16 protein-coding genes and 1 pseudogene are annotated in these 17,394 nt (G+C 39.3%); 9 read left to right on the top strand and 8 right to left on the bottom strand.

Annotated features, from left to right (window positions below):
- The first annotated feature begins 54 nt into the window (after window positions 1–54).
- Window positions 55–1,563: a sodium/proline symporter PutP gene (putP, locus tag FTT84_RS09285; RefSeq protein WP_180081038.1), complete on the top strand. Its 1,509-nt coding sequence runs from the start codon at window positions 55–57 to the stop codon at window positions 1,561–1,563.
- A 72-nt stretch (window positions 1,564–1,635) separates the two neighbouring features.
- Here putP and FTT84_RS09280 read toward each other — a convergent pair whose 3' ends face one another.
- A complete protein-coding gene (locus FTT84_RS09280; RefSeq protein WP_067762565.1) occupies window positions 1,636–2,130 on the bottom strand; it encodes an Lrp/AsnC ligand binding domain-containing protein in 495 nt (164 codons plus the stop codon).
- Window positions 2,131–2,263: 133 nt separating this feature from the next.
- Between FTT84_RS09280 and putA the strand changes: the two genes are divergently transcribed.
- From putA to FTT84_RS09260, 4 genes are all read left to right on the top strand, one after another.
- Window positions 2,264–5,998 carry a trifunctional transcriptional regulator/proline dehydrogenase/L-glutamate gamma-semialdehyde dehydrogenase gene (putA, locus tag FTT84_RS09275; RefSeq protein WP_180081036.1) on the top strand — a complete coding sequence of 1,245 codons (3,735 nt, stop codon included), beginning with the start codon at window positions 2,264–2,266 and terminating at the stop codon, window positions 5,996–5,998.
- A 209-nt stretch (window positions 5,999–6,207) separates the two neighbouring features.
- Window positions 6,208–7,290: a tRNA (uridine(54)-C5)-methyltransferase TrmA gene (trmA, locus tag FTT84_RS09270; protein ID WP_180081034.1), complete on the top strand. Its 1,083-nt coding sequence runs from the start codon at window positions 6,208–6,210 to the stop codon at window positions 7,288–7,290.
- A 252-nt stretch (window positions 7,291–7,542) separates the two neighbouring features.
- The gene (locus FTT84_RS09265) at window positions 7,543–7,767 is read left to right on the top strand and encodes a hypothetical protein (RefSeq protein WP_067762562.1); all 225 of its coding nucleotides are present in this window, start codon (window positions 7,543–7,545) and stop codon (window positions 7,765–7,767) included.
- Between the two features lie 314 nt (window positions 7,768–8,081).
- Window positions 8,082–8,330 (top strand): hypothetical protein, encoded by a 249-nt coding sequence (locus tag FTT84_RS09260; protein WP_257223392.1) that lies wholly within the window; start codon window positions 8,082–8,084, stop codon window positions 8,328–8,330.
- 100 nt (window positions 8,331–8,430) lie between these two features.
- Here the strand turns inward: FTT84_RS09260 and FTT84_RS09255 are convergent, their stop codons facing one another.
- Window positions 8,431–9,201, bottom strand: coding sequence for a phosphodiester glycosidase family protein (locus FTT84_RS09255; protein WP_373685008.1), 771 nt, complete (start codon window positions 9,199–9,201; stop codon window positions 8,431–8,433).
- 137 nt (window positions 9,202–9,338) lie between these two features.
- Between FTT84_RS09255 and FTT84_RS09250 the strand changes: the two genes are divergently transcribed.
- Window positions 9,339–9,872, top strand: a complete 534-nt coding sequence (locus FTT84_RS09250) for a lecithin retinol acyltransferase family protein (RefSeq protein ID WP_180056840.1) — start codon at window positions 9,339–9,341, stop codon at window positions 9,870–9,872.
- A gap of 2 nt (window positions 9,873–9,874) precedes the next feature.
- Here the strand turns inward: FTT84_RS09250 and FTT84_RS09245 are convergent, their stop codons facing one another.
- Both FTT84_RS09245 and FTT84_RS09240 read right to left on the bottom strand, forming a co-directional pair.
- A complete protein-coding gene (locus FTT84_RS09245; RefSeq protein ID WP_180056838.1) occupies window positions 9,875–10,342 on the bottom strand; it encodes an SRPBCC domain-containing protein in 468 nt (155 codons plus the stop codon).
- An 86-nt stretch (window positions 10,343–10,428) separates the two neighbouring features.
- Window positions 10,429–11,484: an aldo/keto reductase gene (locus tag FTT84_RS09240; RefSeq protein WP_180081032.1), complete on the bottom strand. Its 1,056-nt coding sequence runs from the start codon at window positions 11,482–11,484 to the stop codon at window positions 10,429–10,431.
- Between the two features lie 97 nt (window positions 11,485–11,581).
- Here FTT84_RS09240 and FTT84_RS09235 point away from each other — a divergent pair, with 97 nt between their 5' ends.
- Window positions 11,582–12,502, top strand: a complete 921-nt coding sequence (locus FTT84_RS09235; RefSeq protein WP_180081030.1) for a LysR family transcriptional regulator — start codon at window positions 11,582–11,584, stop codon at window positions 12,500–12,502.
- A gap of 9 nt (window positions 12,503–12,511) precedes the next feature.
- On the opposite strand, the gene FTT84_RS09230 is transcribed toward FTT84_RS09235, so the two are convergent.
- Entirely contained in the window at window positions 12,512–13,423 is a 912-nt protein-coding gene (locus FTT84_RS09230) for a bestrophin family protein (RefSeq protein WP_180081046.1), read from the bottom strand.
- 145 nt (window positions 13,424–13,568) lie between these two features.
- On the bottom strand, window positions 13,569–15,296 hold the full coding sequence (locus FTT84_RS09225) for a glutamine--tRNA ligase/YqeY domain fusion protein (RefSeq protein WP_180081028.1): 1,728 nt from the start codon (window positions 15,294–15,296) through the stop codon (window positions 13,569–13,571).
- Between the two features lie 166 nt (window positions 15,297–15,462).
- Here FTT84_RS09225 and FTT84_RS09220 point away from each other — a divergent pair, with 166 nt between their 5' ends.
- Complete coding sequence (locus FTT84_RS09220) at window positions 15,463–15,972, top strand: peptidylprolyl isomerase (RefSeq protein WP_180056832.1); 510 nt, start codon at window positions 15,463–15,465, stop codon at window positions 15,970–15,972.
- A gap of 109 nt (window positions 15,973–16,081) precedes the next feature.
- Window positions 16,082–16,801, top strand: a complete 720-nt coding sequence (locus FTT84_RS09215; RefSeq protein WP_180081026.1) for a UDP-2,3-diacylglucosamine diphosphatase — start codon at window positions 16,082–16,084, stop codon at window positions 16,799–16,801.
- Window positions 16,802–16,845: 44 nt separating this feature from the next.
- Here the strand turns inward: FTT84_RS09215 and FTT84_RS09210 are convergent, their stop codons facing one another.
- Together FTT84_RS09210 and FTT84_RS09205 are read right to left on the bottom strand one after the other, a co-directional pair.
- Window positions 16,846–17,061, bottom strand: coding sequence for a transposase (locus tag FTT84_RS09210; protein ID WP_081410255.1), 216 nt, complete (start codon window positions 17,059–17,061; stop codon window positions 16,846–16,848).
- Between the two features lie 213 nt (window positions 17,062–17,274).
- Window positions 17,275–17,394: pseudogene (locus tag FTT84_RS09205) on the bottom strand (IS30 family transposase); the annotation flags it as partial.

Genomic DNA, 17,394 nt, shown 5'->3' with positions numbered 1-17,394 from the left:
ACAAATTTTCATCTAGGAATGAGATGAATCTGTTCAAATAAGGATGAACTGCCTATGAGCCAATTAAACCCTACATTAGTCACTTTTATTTTCTATATCATTGCCATGCTTGCTATTGGCCTGTATGCCTATAGAGCAACAAAAAACTTTGATGAATATATTTTGGGTGGCCGAAGTTTAGGCAGTGTTGTCACCGCACTTTCAGCAGGTGCATCCGACATGAGTGGTTGGTTACTCATGGGTTTACCAGGTGCAATTTATCTATCGGGGCTTTCTGAAGCTTGGATTGCTATTGGTTTAATTATTGGTGCTTGGCTGAATTGGCTCATCGTTGCAGGTCGTCTACGTGTACATACTGAATATCAGAATAATGCACTCACCTTACCGGATTATTTCACCAGCCGTTTTGCAGATAAAAAGCGTATTTTACGAATATTATCTGCTGTTGTGATTTTGGTGTTCTTTGCAATTTACTGTGCTTCTGGCATGGTTGCAGGCGCTCGTTTATTTGAAAGTCTGTTTGGCTGGAACTACACAACAGCGCTTTGGATTGGCGCAATTGCCACCATCAGCTATGTTTGTATTGGCGGCTTCCTCGCTATTAGTTGGACCGATACTTTTCAAGCTGGCTTAATGATTTTTGCCTTACTGCTTACCCCTGTTATTGCCTACTTATCATTAGGAACTAACAGTCATGATATGGCGATACTCCTTGAAACTGCGCGTCCACAGGCTTCAAATTTATTTGAAGGTTTAAGTACGATCGCGATTTTATCAAGTATGGCATGGGGCTTAGGTTATTTTGGTCAACCGCATATTTTAGTGCGTTTTATGGCTGCGGACTCTGTGAAGTCAATTCCTGCGGCACGTCGCATTGGTATGACGTGGATGATTCTATGCTTAGGCGGTGCAGTTGCTGCTGGCTACGTCGGTATTGCTTACTTCCAAGCACATCCAGAATTGGCAGCTGTAGTGAATGCCAATCCTGAAACTGTATTTATGGAATTAACCAAAATTCTGTTTAATCCATGGATTGCCGGCATTGTCTTGGCTGCAATTCTAGCCGCAGTTATGAGTACTTTAAGTTGTCAACTCTTGGTGTGTTCTACGACTTTGACTGAAGATTTGTACAAAGGTTTCATTCGTAAAAACGCGTCACAAAAAGAGCTGGTTTGGATTGGCCGTGCCATGGTTCTAGCAATTGCGATCTTAGCGATTACCCTTGCCATGAACCCTGCAAGTAAAGTACTTGGTTTAGTATCATATGCTTGGGCTGGCTTTGGTGCTGCATTTGGCCCATTAATCATTCTTTCGTTGTTATGGAAACGCATGACATTGAATGGTGCGATTGTCGGCATGATTCTAGGCGCTGTAACCGTTATCGTGTGGAAAAATTACATGGGCCACACTGGCTTATACGAAATCATTCCAGGATTCATCCTGTCATGGATTGGTATTGTCGTGGTGAGTTTAATGGGCAAAGCACCTTCAGCAGAAGTGACAGACCGCTTTGAAAAAGCCGAAGCGCAATATCAAAAAGAAATGGCTGAAATTGGTAAATAATCTTTAACAACCCACCCAATGTAAAAAAAATAGGAGCTAAATGCTCCTATTTTTTTGTTTTTAAATCGGTAGTTATTGTGGACGACTGGCAGGTTTCAGCTTAATTTGCAGACTTTCTTTAATCACTTCCATCACCGGATAGCTCCGTGTTTCTTTGATCCCCGGAAGTTGCCAAAGCACCTGCCCCGAAATTTTTCTAAACTCTTCCATATTGGCACAGCGAATTTTAACAACAAAATCGAAGCCACCACTGATCATATGACATTCCACAATTTCTGGTATTTGACGTACGGCATCAGAGAAATCTTCGAGTACGTTCGGTGTTGTTTTATCCAATAATATTTCAACAAAAACCACAAATCCATTGTTCAATAGCACTGGATTTAAACGTGCTTCGTAACCTAAAATGAAGCCTTCCTTGGATAGTTTTTGTACACGTGCCAAAGCCGCAGTAGGCGATAAATTCACCAATTCTGCGAGCTTAATATTGGACAATTTTCCATCTTGTTGCAGTAGCTCTAAAATTCGAATATCTATACGGTCTAAGCTCAAATATGGGCTAGTCATCTGAATTTTTCTCTAAATATAATTAAAACTATAGTGAGTTATTCGGTAAATATTCTGTGATGATAAATTAAATTTAGCACCTTGCTCAAGATTTATTTGAACGTCATAGAACATTGACACGGAAAATTGACACATGAATGGAAAAGTATTTGAAGTCGCGGGAAGCGATGATTTCATCACGGAATTTCAAGACAAAAACAGCTTTGAGCAATCTATAAATACAGCATGGCGTCGTGCTGAAACAGAATGTGTCGAAAACCTTTTAGCACACAGTGAAATTCCCTCTCCAATTTGCGAACAGATTCAAAAACTGGCTTTCGACTTAGCCCATTCATTACGTGAACGTAAAAGCGGAAGCGGCAAGGCAGGTATTGTTCAAGGCCTTTTGCAAGAGTTCTCACTTTCTTCACAAGAAGGCATTGCATTAATGTGTTTGGCTGAAGCACTACTGCGTATTCCAGATAAAGCCACGCGTGATCTTTTAATCAAAGACAAAATTAACCAGGGCAACTGGAAAGACCATGTTGGCCAAAGCAGCTTGATGTTTGTGAATGCCGCAGCTTGGGGTTTAATGCTGACAGGCAAATTAATGGAAACACCACAACAAAAAAGCCTATCTAGCCTACTTACTGGTATTTTGGCGCGTAGCGGTCGAGGCATTATTCGTAAAGCTGTCGATGTGGCAATGCGCATGATGGGTGAGCAATTCGTTACAGGTGAAACGATTGAAGAAGCATTAAAACATGCAGAAGTACTTGAAGATAAAGGCTTCCAATATTCTTATGACATGTTGGGCGAAGCAGCGTTAACCGATCCAGATGCTGAACGTTATTACCAAGACTATACCGATGCCATTCATGCTATTGGTCAAGCGTCAGCAGGTAAAGACGTCTATAACGGCCCTGGCATTTCAATTAAATTGTCTGCCTTACATCCACGTTACCAGCGTTCGCAAATGGACCGTGTGCATGATGAATTATATGGCAAAGTACTTGAACTCGCTCAACTTGCGAAACATTACAACATCGGTTTAAACATTGATGCCGAAGAAACCGATCGTTTAGAAATTTCTTTAGAATTGTTAGAACGTCTGTGCTTTGAGCCAAAACTTGAAGACTGGAAAGGCATTGGTTTTGTTATTCAGGCTTACCAAAAGCGCTGCTTCTATGTTGTTGATTATGTCATTGATTTGGCAAAGCGTAGTCAAAAACGCCTGATGATTCGTTTAGTTAAAGGTGCATATTGGGACAGCGAAATCAAGAAAGCACAAATTGAAGGAATGACTGACTACCCTGTCTTTACCCGAAAAGTGCACACCGACCTTTCATATGTTGCATGTGCGAAAAAACTATTGGCTGCTCCTGAGCAAGTTTACCCACAATTTGCGACCCATAATGCTCAAACCGTGGCAACGATTTATCAACTAGCACAACCTGAACACTATTATCCAGGCCAATACGAATTCCAATGCCTACATGGTATGGGCGAACCTCTTTATGAACAAGTTGTTGGTGCTAAATCTGAAAATAAATTGGGCATTCCTTGCCGTATTTATGCCCCTGTTGGTAACCATGAAACGTTGTTAGCGTACTTAGTGCGTCGACTATTGGAAAATGGTGCAAATACCTCTTTCGTAAACCGTATTGCTGACAAAAATCTTAAAATTGAAGATTTAATTGAAGAACCACGTCAAACCATTTTAGCGGCAGCAAAAAATGAAAATGTAGTTGGTGCAAAGCATTTATCTATCCCCTATCCAAAAGATTTATACGGCCACAACCGTACTAATTCAAAAGGTTTAGACCTCGCTAACGACCATGATTTGTCTCCTTTAAATACAACCGCAATCGAATTAGCCACAGTTCAATGGCAAGCTCAAGCAATGGGAGCGGCTTTTCACGATCTTAGCAAGGAAAATGCAATTCAAATCGTTAATCCAGCAAATCATCAAGATATCGTTGGTCAAGTGGTCGAAGCTAGTATTGAACAAGCAGATCTTGCTTTAAATCATGCTGTAGCAGCCCAAACATCATGGCAAAACCGTCCAAAAGATGAACGTGCAGCCTGCTTAAATCGTGCAGCAGATTTGATGGAAGCTCAGTTACAGCCATTCATGATTTTACTATCTCGTGAAAGTGGTAAAACCTACGCCAATGCAATTGCAGAAGTGCGTGAAGCAGTCGACTTCCTTCGGTACTATGCCGCACAAATGATTGATCTTGCAAAAGATGTGCAAATCACACCGCTAGGTACTGTGTTATGTATTAGCCCTTGGAACTTCCCGTTGGCAATTTTCTCAGGACAAATTGCTGCCGCATTGGTTGCAGGGAATACCGTTATTGCAAAACCAGCGGAACAAACGCCATTGATTGCTGCACAAGCAGTAAAAATTCTATGGGAAGCCGGCATACCACAAGACGTATTACAACTGCTTCCAGGCCGTGGTGAAACAGTAGGTGCCAAGCTCAGTAGTGATACTCGTATTCAAGGTATCATGTTTACCGGTTCAACCGAAGTTGCACGTATTTTGCAAAAAACCGTTGCACAGCGCCTCAATCAATTTGGTGAAAGTGTTGCATTGATTGCTGAAACTGGTGGCCAAAATGCCATGATTGTCGACTCTTCAGCACTAACTGAACAAGTTGTATTGGATGTTGTGAATTCAGCCTACGACAGCGCAGGTCAACGTTGCTCTGCATTAAGAATCTTATGTGTTCAAGAAGATAATGTTGATATTGTGCGTACTATGCTTAAAGGTGCAATGAAGCAACTTCGTGTAGGCAATCCAAGTTTATTAAAAACAGATATTGGCCCTGTAATTGATGTTGAAGCTCAGCAAAACATTCAACGCCACATTGATAAAATGCGCAGCAAAGGCTATCCAGTTCATCAAATCATGTTTAATGCAGATGCGAGCGAATTGACTGCTGGAACGTTTGTTCCACCAACGTTAATTGAACTGCCGAATTTGAATGATTTAGAACGTGAAGTCTTTGGTCCAGTACTGCATCTTATTACCTATAAATATGGTGAGATTGAAAATCTGCTCGAGCAAATTAATCAAAAAGGCTATGGCCTAACCATGGGTCTACATACCCGTATTGATGACACCATTCAAAAAGTCATTGCTCATGCTGAAGTGGGTAACTTATACATTAACCGTAATATTGTAGGTGCTGTCGTTGGTGTACAACCATTTGGTGGTGAAGGCTTATCAGGTACTGGCCCCAAAGCAGGCGGCCCGCTTTATCTCTATCGTTTAATGCATCAGGTATCTGAAAAGAAACTCGCTACACCTTATGCGGCAAAAGTAGAAACGCCAACAGCTCACTTCCCTGCATATGATGCCTTTAAAACTTGGGTTGCACAGCATTTTGCTCAGGTACAACTCACGCCACCAAATGCAATTGCTGCTGGACAGAGTTTTGAACTACAAGGTCCAACAGGTGAAAATAACCAATACGCAATCTTGCCACGTTCACGTGTACTTTCCTTAGCGCAAAACGATGTCGATCAACTATATCAACTTGCAGCAATACTCTCTGTAGGCAGCCAACCTGTCGTATTAGCGGAAAATACTTTTGTGCTGAAGTATTTAAGTAGCATGCCTAAAACACTGATGGATCAATTCAAAGTGATTACCGATATTTATAACGGTGACTTTGATGCGGTATTACATCATGGTGAAAAAAACGAGCTACTTAAATTACAGCAAGTGATTGCTTCGCGTGAAGGCGCAATTATTGGTATCACCCATTTAAACTCAGGCAATTTTGATATTCCAGTTGAACGCTTCGTCATTGAGCGTGCAATTAGTGTCAATACAGCTGCGGCTGGCGGTAATGCCAGCTTAATGACAATGAGTTAACTTTTTCCTCGGCTTGCTCAGTCTTTATGAATGTTCCATAAAGACTGAGTTTTTTTATGCAAATAACGCGATAAATATTATAAAATTAACGCGCGTTAAACCCTACCATGACAAATGATATCCCCGAATTAACGACAATTAATTTAGTCTTATGAGGCTAATTTTGCTAACATGACTTTTTTTAATATGTTTGCGATTTTTTACTGCATATGACTTCAACTTATCAGCAACAACTTGATGCCAAAGTTGCGCGTATCACGGCTCAATTTTCAAATTACAATCCTCCCACTTTAGAAGTTTTCTCTTCTGCAGAACATAACTTTCGTATGCGTGCGGAATTCCGTATTTGGCATACTGAAGATGATATGTTCTATGCAATGTTTGAACGTGATGCAGATAATCAAAAACAAGTCATTCGCATTGATGAATTTCCAATTGCAGATAAAAGCATTAATGCTTTAATGCCAGTTCTTTTGAATGAACTAAAAGCGACTGAAATTTTATCGAAACGCTTATTTGAAGTTCACTTCCTAGCAACCTTAAAAGGCGAAATGCTGGTTTCACTGGTGTATCGCTGCCCACTCAATGCAGAATGGGAAATTGCTGCAAAAGCACTGTCAGATAAATTAAATATCAAAATTTATGGTCGTAGCCGTGGCCAGCGTGTCATTTTGACAGATGATTACGTTGTCGAAGAGCTTCAGGTTTTTGGTCAAAGCTATCAATACAAACAAATTGAAAGTAGCTTTACACAGCCTAACGCACGTGTTTGCCAAAAAATGTTGGAATGGGCATGTAAGGCCGCGAAGCAGTCTGATAAAGACCTATTAGAACTTTATTGTGGGAATGGTAACTTTACTTTGCCATTGTCTAAGCATTTTAATCGTGTGCTCGCAACAGAGCTAGCCAAGTCATCTGTATATGCTGCTCAATGGAATATTGAAAAAAACAACATAGATAACATTCAAGTTGCTCGACTTTCAGCAGAAGAATTTACTCAAGCTTATAACGGTGAACGTGAATTCCGTCGTCTAGAAGAAGCTGAAATTGATATTGCGAGCTACGACTTCGATACAGTATTTGTCGATCCGCCACGTGCAGGTATTGATGATGATACTTTAACGCTTCTACAGCGCTTTGAACGTATTATCTATATCTCATGTAACCCAGATACGCTGCATGACAATTTGCAGCAATTAGCACAAACTCACAAAATTACCCAATTTGCTTTGTTTGATCAATTTCCTTACACCCACCATGTGGAATCTGGCGTTTTACTTGAAAAAATTTAAACAAATTATTTCATGTCATACAAATGTCATTGAGGGAGCTTAAATTTAGCTCCCTTTTAATTTACAAAAATTCTTATATATTGCAAAAACATGCGTTGAACACCACTCAAATATGCCTATTAAAAGACATAACATCAAAAGTCCAATCGAAAAAACGATTGTTCAATTGATTAAAATATCACTTTAGTAGTCTTGCTTTATTTAATAGATTGGTTATATTTCGTCCTATGTTAGGTCGTAAATGAAGGCTCTATGAGTTTTTGGCAAAAGTTGTTCTCAAATGAACAGCAAAACGGGCATAAGAATCAAATTGCCTGTGTTGAAAATGATTGCTCTTGTAAAACCAATGAACAGCTTATTGCTGCCCTTACAAAAGCAACAGATGAAGATGTCATCCTTGGTATTAAAAAAGTGCTTGCAGCACGAGGCTATAGCCGCAAGGAACTCAATGAAATCCAGCATCTACCTCTTCAGTAACATCTGAATAGAGCAAGATCAAAAAGGCATACTGTTTTGGCAGCATGCCTTTTTTCATATCTGATGTTTATACTTACAATTGAAGCTCCTTAATTTACGCCATTTCATCGCATATTAAGTAGCTGCATCGCTTGTAGCATGTAATACGAAAAGCATCTCAATACTACACGCAGAAAGCCTTAAAGATAGTACTCGCTATTTGCCAAACAAACACTATAATTAAAATCCATAAATTGTTATTTTAAATCAATTTATTTTAATACTTAGCATATTAAACCATACAACTAAAACGTAGATAACAACGGAATAGAAAAATGAATCATTTAACTTTAGCCCTAATGACCACTGTTTGCTTCAGCCTGAGCGCATGTAGCAATATGCCCAAAGAGTGCGAAGAGTCATGGGAAAAACTCGAATCTTTTTCCAAACAAATGGGCTTAAGTGAAGAGCAAATTAAACAACAAAAAGTTCAATTTGAAGAAGGGATTAAAAAGCATTCTAAAGAAGAAGCCATCCAAATCTGCCAAACGCAATCTAATTTTCTAGGTTTAGTTGGTAAATAAATGAATTGTGAAGAGCTGGCAAACAATGGCCTGCAAATTCCATAGGTTTGAGCTTTGATCATCTATCAAGCTCAAACGACATTTAAATACCCATCTAAGACTAACGACAATTAAATACTTGGCTATATGCAACAATTGGTCCTAAGGGCCTCAACTGATCATTACGCTTAAGTTCACCAATATATGCACTTGAAACTGAACCATCTAAATACAAGGCATTTTTCACACCGAGCGTCGTTTTAAAGTAATCTGCAAAATTGTAGAAAGAGACACGCTCATTTGTTATTACAAAATACAACTTTCCGTCTTTAATCCCTACCCCATTACGTATTTTTAATGAATCTGAATTTTTAATAAAGTTTGGATTAATCTGACCATTGATCACCAACATGGGGCCAGACTGAGTCGCATATAAGGCTTTAAATGATGATTTCGCATAACTTTGGGTAGTTTCAACTTTGGCTTGTGCATGATTCCAGGCCAAGACACCATTCGGTTGTATTAAGAAATTACCAAAACCACGTGTTGCGCGATTTAAAGCTTTCTCTTCTACAGCACCTTCAATATATAGGCCGACAGGACTCAAATCTGCGTGGTACATACCTGCATTCATTGCAAACTGCATAGTACGACAGTTCTTTTGCAAATCTGCTGCAAGTCGTGAAATAAATTGGTAGGGCTGACTATTTGTATCATTCAAATGAAGTTTTAAATTTTTAAAATCACCAATTTCGACAACATCCGCTAAAATCGGTTTTTTAACCTGAAATACCCGAACGCTACTTTCTGCATAAGTCGAAGCAATACCGAGGTTTATAATGAGTAGCGCACTCAAAATTTTTACACTTGTCTTTAAATATTCTAAGTACACGCTACATCCCTCCCCATATACACAAAATTGATCAAAAATACGATGAAATCCCCGCTAAAATAGTCGATTAATTCACAGATTAAAAGTAGACTAATACTTAAAAATTGTTTGGATATCAAAGTAGGATTGGCATAAGTATGCACGCGCAGAAAGATGGTTATCCATTAGGAGCACATCTGATTGTTAAACACTTCGGCTATACCCATCATGGTATCTATGCTGGTCGTGGACGAGTGATTCATTACTCAGGTTTTGCGCACCTATTTAAAAAACATCCTATTGAAATCACCACTATCGACCGATTTAGTCATGGCAAAAAAATAATGGTTCAACATTATAGCCAGCCAAAATTTAAGGGTCGAAAAGTAGTACGCCGTATGCGTTCTCGTATGCATGAAAACAATTATCATCTGATTATTAATAACTGCGAGCATTTGTGTACTTGGGCGATAACTGGCGTAGAAAGCAGCCCTCAAGTATTTCGCATGATGAATCGCCTGACCACAATTGGTTACGTCAGCTCAATTATGAGTTATATGAGCAGCATGATGCTTACTGTCACCACAACCTGCTTCGCTTTAGTATTTTATATTAAAAAGAAATTACGCGAAAAAGCCAAGATGCAAATGCCTGCGAGCTATTTAAAGCCACCACAACATAAAAATCGCTAATATCACGCTTTGGCCGTAGTTTCTTCTGTAAATGGGGGAAATTTATCCTCAACCAGTTTTGTTACGATATCATGTTCTAAATAGATTTTAGCTGCATCCAATACTGTGGTAAAACCGCCTGTACTATCAATCACAAAGTCGATGAGCGCTTGATCCTGCAAAGGAATATCATAATTTCTAATTTTGACATAGGTTTGCATACTGGTGATTTTTTCAAAAATAAAATCTACTTTGGTTTTAGGTTCTCCCCACTCAATCTGAATTAACTCATTTTCTTTAATTTTTAAAACATTTACCTCTGCTGACGCCTTATATTTAGGCCAATACCACTGAACAGTTTTTTCTGCTTCTAAATATCCTGATGATTCATTAAACCAAAACTGAGTGGTAATTAATGGATCAACAAAAGCATTGAACACAATATTGACGGATTTTCGGATTAGCATTTGCGTTTCGATCACGGTACCCATGTTTTATCCTGCATTGTTTTCTATCAGTGATAGCACAGACCTTCCAAATAAGGCTATCACTGATTTGTTATTGTTGAATTAGATATTCAATTGGTATTTATAAATTGCGAAGACACCAAAGTTGGATTTTTTTCGCTAAATTGCCCATTCCAATACGGATAGTATGGATACGGTGGATAGACTGCACTCACACAGTTTAGTCGTTCTAACTGCTCTAAAGTTAATGACCATTCTTGAGCCGCAAGGTTATCGAGTAGTTGTTTTTCATTGCGCGCACCCATCAAAATACTAGAAATCGTTGGACGTGTTTTTAGCCAATTTAAAGCAATCTGTGGTATGGAACGCTGTGTTTCTAGGGCGATTTCATTCATCACATCGAGCACAGCAAATAATCTTTCTTGGTTTACAGGCGGGGCAAATTGCGCTGTTTCATGTAATCGACTTTGCTGAGGTATTGCATGTTCACGATCAAATTTCCCCGTTAAGCGCCCCCAGCCCAGAGGACTCCACACCACGGCACCAATATGCTGATCGTGTTGTGCCGGCATGAGCTCCCATTCATAGTCTCGCCCAATTAAAGAATAATATACTTGATGCACACTTAATTTTTCATAGCCGTGTTGCTGTGCGATTGATTGCGCTTTCATCAATTGCCAACCAGAAAAATTCGAAGCGCCGATATAACGAACTTTGCCACTTCGAACCAAATCATCAAGCGTACTCATCAACTGTTCAAGCGATGTCATACTGTCAAACTGATGCAGTTGTAAAACATCAATATAATCTGTAGCTAATCGTTTTAAAGAAGCATCTACGGCCGCTATTAAATAGCTTCTTGAATATCCACCTTGATTAATTCCATCCTGTAAACGTATTCCAACTTTGGTGGAAATAATTACATCTTGGCGTTTCGACCCAAGCAATTCACCCAACATCTGCTCAGATGCCCCATTGGAATATGCATCTGCGGTGTCGAAATAGTTCACCCCATGATCTATGCAAAGATCAATCATTCGTTGAGCTTCCGCTAAGTTGGCTTGTCCCCAAGCTGAAAATATCGGGCCTTGCCCACCAAAAGTACCGGCACCAAAGCCAAACTCTGATACAAGTAAGCCAGATAGACCTAGATTTCGATAGTTCATTTTTACTGTCCTGTGTTGAATTTATACACAGAATAAGTACTGAACATTATTTGAAAAACTATGAATATCTAGAAATACTTTCTTGAATTTTTTGATAATGCAGACTGAAGACTTTAATCTATTTAGCCGTATGGCAATACTGGGTTCAATCAGCCAGGCCGCCAATGAAGCCAACATTTCAGTTTCAGTTGCCAGTGCCCGCCTTATGCGACTCGAACAACATTTAAAAGTTCGGCTTTTTCATCGCACCACGCGACAGCTTCATCTGACACAAGAAGGTGCGATGTTGCTTGAACAAGGTCATCCACTACTCCAACAATTTAATTCATTACTTAATCAATTGAATACTCAGCCGCTAGTACTTTATGGCAAGCTTAAAATCACGTGCTCTGAAGTCTTTGGCAATCGTATTCTCAGCCAAGCATTCGCAGCGTTTGCTCAAAAGCATTCAAATTTAACTTTAGATATTGAACAAACAGATCAGAACTTAGATTTAATCAGTTCAGGGATCGATCTTGCCATTCGTATTGGACAACTTGAGAGCTCATCATTAATTGCTAAACCACTCAGTTTAAATAAACGTATTCTGTGTGCATCGCCAAGCTATATTGCACAGGCTGGCGAACCAAAAACGCTAGATGATTTATCTAAGCACAACTGTATCTTACAAAAATATCCCAAGGGGCTAATGCAAACTTGGAATTTTGTTCAAGAGCAGCAGGTCATTCAAATCCCTGTCTCAGGTCATTATCAAATTAATTCGGGTGAAGGTGTGCGCCAAGCTGCACTGGCAGGTTTAGGTATTTCGAATCATTCTTTATGGCATGTAGACAATGACCTGCAATCTGGCCGTCTCATTCAAATATTGCCGAGCTTGCAAGTCCAAAGTACCGCTATCTATGCAGTTATCCCTCATCGAAATTTTGTACCCGTAAAAGTTCAGGCCTTAATCCAACATTTAGAGCAGTATTTCCAACATGACTTTCCGTGGTTTATTTCACCCAATTTAGTTAAATAAATTCTAGGTTTAGCATAAGTTACTGTTATGTGGCTCAATTACAGGCGGCAATTCTTCATTCAAACTACTTAACATTTCACGCTCGATATTTCTCACGATAGAGTCAAGCGGTAAGTCATTTTCTTGTAGTCCAAAAGGTTCTTCGAGTTCTGCACTCAAAGCGTCTAAACCTAAAAATAAGTAAGCGATTAAAGCCACGATCACAGGTGTCCAGATGCCTAGACTAGCTTCCAAACTAAAAGGCAAAATCAAACAAAATGAATATACCGCCCGATGTAATAGCACCGAATATGAAAATGGTAATGGTGTACTCATAATTCGGTCACAACCTGCATGGATATCTCCCATCGCAACGGTATGTCGGGTTAAAGTGCTATAAATAATATCGCTGATTTGTCCCTGCTTATAGATCTGCACTAAATCCTTTTGAATTATTTCCAATAAGTACTGTGGCGCATTGATATGTTGTGTACATTGTTGCCACTGTTCGGCTGTCAGTTGAACTTTATCTTGAAAATGCGCGATAGGCTGGCTCTGGTGGCGTAAACGATCTCGCAATAAATAACAAAATAGCATGACACGGTACATTAAGACCTTACGCTGATTGTCATCTAACACATAACTATCTCGGATAATATGCCGTGTATTGGCAATTAAAGCGCCCCAAAGTTTACGACCTTCCCACCAACGGTCATAACATGCCGTATTTCTAAAACTTAAAAATATTGAAAGAATCACACCAAAAATCGTAAAACCTATTGCTGGTACTTCAGGCAACATCAAAAAATGCGCTGCACTTAAATATACCAATAATGCAGATAAACAAACCACCACCATCAGTGCAGGCATTACTTTTGGCAAAATTGTGCCATGCCAAGCAAAGAGTAATTTGAAACTGTTATTTTTATTACGGATGATCACGGTGATAGATCCCTTAAATGCGTGAGAAATCAAAACTTGCAGCATGTAAAAGCCCAACCGAAGTTGGGCTTTTATCTTAGCGAAAACTTAATGAGCCTTTATGCACTCTCACATTTCGGGCTCATATCAATTTCACACACAGGTATTATTTAGCTGGCTTAAAGCTATCTTTTAAGTCCAAAATACGGTTAAACACAGGTTTTTCGCTTGTATGATCATATTGATCTGCAACAAAGTAGCCTTCACGTTCGAACTGGAAACGATCTTCAGGTTTAGCTTCAACTAGCGCAGGCTCAATCACAGCTTGAACCACTTTTAATGATTCAGGTGTTAAGTTAGCGAGGAAGTCATCACCTACTTCAGGGTCAGATTCTGTAAATAAACGGTCGTAAATACGAACTTCAGCTGCAACACCTTTACTCGCAGAAACCCAATGCACGACACCTTTCACTTTACGGCCTTCAGGGTTTTTACCTAAAGTTTCAGGATCAATTGAACATTTCAGCTCAACCACTTCACCATTCGCATCTTTAATCACTTCATCACACTTAATTACATAAGCATGACGTAAACGTACTTCACCGCCCGGAATAAGACGTTTAAAGCCTTTCGGTGCCACTTCTTCAAAGTCTTTACGGTCAATGTAAATATCTTGTGTCAATGGAATGATACGGTCGCCCATATCTACGTTTGGATGGCGCGCATGGCTTAAATCCATTGCTTCAGGCAAGTTGGTTAAAGTCACTTTTAGTGGATTTAACACAGCCATACCACGAGCAGCAGTATTTTCTAAAGACTGACGGATGCAATATTCGAGCATTGCAACATCAACAATACTACCATCAACTTTAGTAACGCCAACACGCTTACAGAAATCACGTAGACCTTCAGGTGTAAAACCACGACGACGCATACCGACAACAGTTGGCATACGTGGATCATCCCAACCATTTACAAATCCGCCTTCAACCAATTTACGTAATTTACGCTTAGAGGTAATGGTGTAATCGACATTTAAACGGCTTGACTCATACTGACGCGGTACAGCTGGTGATTTAACTTTTTCAACAATCCAATCGTAGAATGGACGGTGATCAACAAATTCTAATGTACAAAGTGAGTGCGTTACGCCTTCAATGGCATCTGATAAAGGATGCGCATAGTCGTACATTGGATACATTTTCCACTTATCACCAGTTTGGTGATGTTCTGAATGTAAAATACGGTACAAGATAGGATCACGCATATGAATGTTAGGTGATGTCATATCAATTTTGGCACGAAGGACAGCCTGACCTTCACCTAACTCGCCGTTACGCATCTGCTCAAAACGCGCAAGGTTTTCTTTTACAGAAGCATCACGTTGTGGTGAGTTTTTTCCTGGTTCTACGAAGTTACCACGGTTTAAACGAATTTCTTCTGGTGACTGCAAATCGACATAAGCATCGCCTTGTTCAATCAATTGAACTGCCCAAGTATAAAGCTGATCAAAATAGCTTGACGCATAACGTGGCTCGCCGTTCCACTCAAAGCCTAACCATTTCACATCGTTGGCAATACCATCTACATATTCTTGTTCTTCAGCATCTGGGTTCGTATCATCAAAACGCAGGTTACATAAACCATTGAACTCATCTGCAATACCGAAGTTTAAGCAAATCGCTTTAACATGACCAATATGTAGATAACCATTTGGTTCTGGCGGGAAACGTGTCACCACTTTCTGGGTACGACCGGCAGATAAATCATCAGTAATGACCTGACGTACAAAGTCTAAGCCAGGCTGTTGTTCCTGCTGCGCAGCTTCGACAGGGGCATTGCTATTTATTGTCGGATTGTTAGGCAGGGATGAAACAACATCATTTGGCTTCATGGTAATAAAATCACTTATAAATTGAAAAATAGGACAATTAAAACGCTTTTCTTCATTTTTAACAAAGAAAGTAACGTTTTTACTTGCCTTGTAGTTTACAGTTTGCTTATGCTTCTCACAACCAAAAAACCCATGGCTTTCATGTCCATGTATAGGAGATTACACAATGAGTTTTCCTCAAGTTGAATTAAACACCAATAAAGGTCGTATTGTTCTTGAGCTTAACACTGAAAAAGCACCTAAAACTGCTGAAAACTTCTTACAGTATGTTCGTGACGGTTTCTATGACGGCGTTATTTTCCACCGTGTAATTGATGGTTTCATGATCCAAGGCGGTGGCATGGATGAAAACTTCAAAGAAAAAACGACTCGTGATTCTATTGAAAACGAAGCTGACAACGGTTTAAGCAATGATGCTGGCACAATTGCTATGGCACGTACTCAAGCTCCTCACTCTGCTTCAGCTCAGTTCTTCATTAACGTGAAAAACAACTCTTTCCTTAACCACACTGGTAAAACAGCACAAGGTTGGGGTTATGCAGTATTTGGTAAAGTAACTGAAGGTCTTGACGTTGTTGATGCGATCAAAGGCGTTCGTACTGGTAACCGTGGCTACCACGCAGACGTTCCTCTCGAGAACGTTGTGATCGAATCAGCTAAAATCATTTCTGAATAAAAAAACGTCCTCTCCATTCTTTATGAGTTTTAAAGCATCGCTTTAAAATGGAGTAATGAAAAAGGTTTCTCTATCTAGAGAAACCTTGAGGATGACAAGGAAAAGATCCGTGACCTATCTGTTTATCTCTGATTTACATTTGTCACCTGAACACCCTCGACTCGTTCGGGGGTTTTTAGCTTTGTTAGATCAATACAAAAATCAAAATACCCAGCTTTATATTTTAGGCGACTGGTTTAATGCATGGATTGGTGATGACTTCACTGCCCCGTGGTTAGACGAAATCATTTATGCCTTAAAAGTCTTTACCGAAGCTAACAATCAAATTTACTTTCAAGTCGGCAATCGTGATTTTGCACTGGGTCAAAAATTCTTAGATAAATTTAACGGCCATTTACTTCAAGACATCGATCATCTAAGTATTGGGACAATCAAAATCCGTTTAGAACATGGTGACTTACTCTGTACCGATGATGTGTCTTACCAGAAATTTCGAAAGATTATTCGCAATCCACTTTTACTCGGCTTTTTAAAAAGTCTGCCGCTGAGCTTCAGGCAAAAAATTGCCAATGGCTTCCGTAAAAAAAGTGCCGAAACCAAGCAAGTGAAGTCCTATGACATTATGGATGTAAATGCACAAGCTGTAAATTTGGCGCTAGAAAATGTCGATGTATTGATTCATGGACATACGCATCGCCCACGCATTCATCAAATAAAAGATAAAAAAAGAATCGTTCTAGGTGATTGGCGTGAACATGAAGCGCAAATTTTAGAAATTCAGCTTGATCAAAGCATTCACTCTCTAGAATTAAAAAAGTGGTGTTATTAAACACCACTTTTTTTATAAAACTCAGTTTAAAAGTTTTATTTCTATTACAAACGATACATTTGATTAATGCCTGTGTAGAAGCTTTTACCATCCATATTTAACGGTAAAATTTGCCCCGATTCGAGCTCAACCATCTGACCAACATCCACCATAATAAAACCATTCGGTGTACTTTGTTTACGTTGTAATGGAATTAATTTCACACTGATTTCGCCACCATTTACAGCGGTTGCGATATAACTTTCATTTAAATTTTTCAAAATATTCACTCATCATATGAGCTTTTGTGATTGAACGCGAAGAGATTAATAAAAACAAATTTAATAATATTTCTGTTGTTACAGTATGTGGGTTACATCAATTATTTTCAGATTTAAATTGATTAAAACGACTGAAAAAATAAATCACAAAGAGCTAAAAAAATAGTAAGAACAATACTTACTCTGAAGTGGCCGTTTTATACCTCGGCGAATTCAAACATGAGGTGCGACAGTTTGAAAAGTCTTATGATAATCAACAAGCTGAGCAAATTTCTCTAATGGTGTAAGCCAATCTAACGCTTTTCTAGGACGAGTATTCAGTGACATGGCAAC

This window comes from Acinetobacter sp. YH01019 (assembly GCF_013420285.1).
Lineage (GTDB): Bacteria > Pseudomonadota > Gammaproteobacteria > Pseudomonadales > Moraxellaceae > Acinetobacter > Acinetobacter gandensis.
This window is presented reverse-complemented; position numbering and strand designations above follow the sequence as displayed.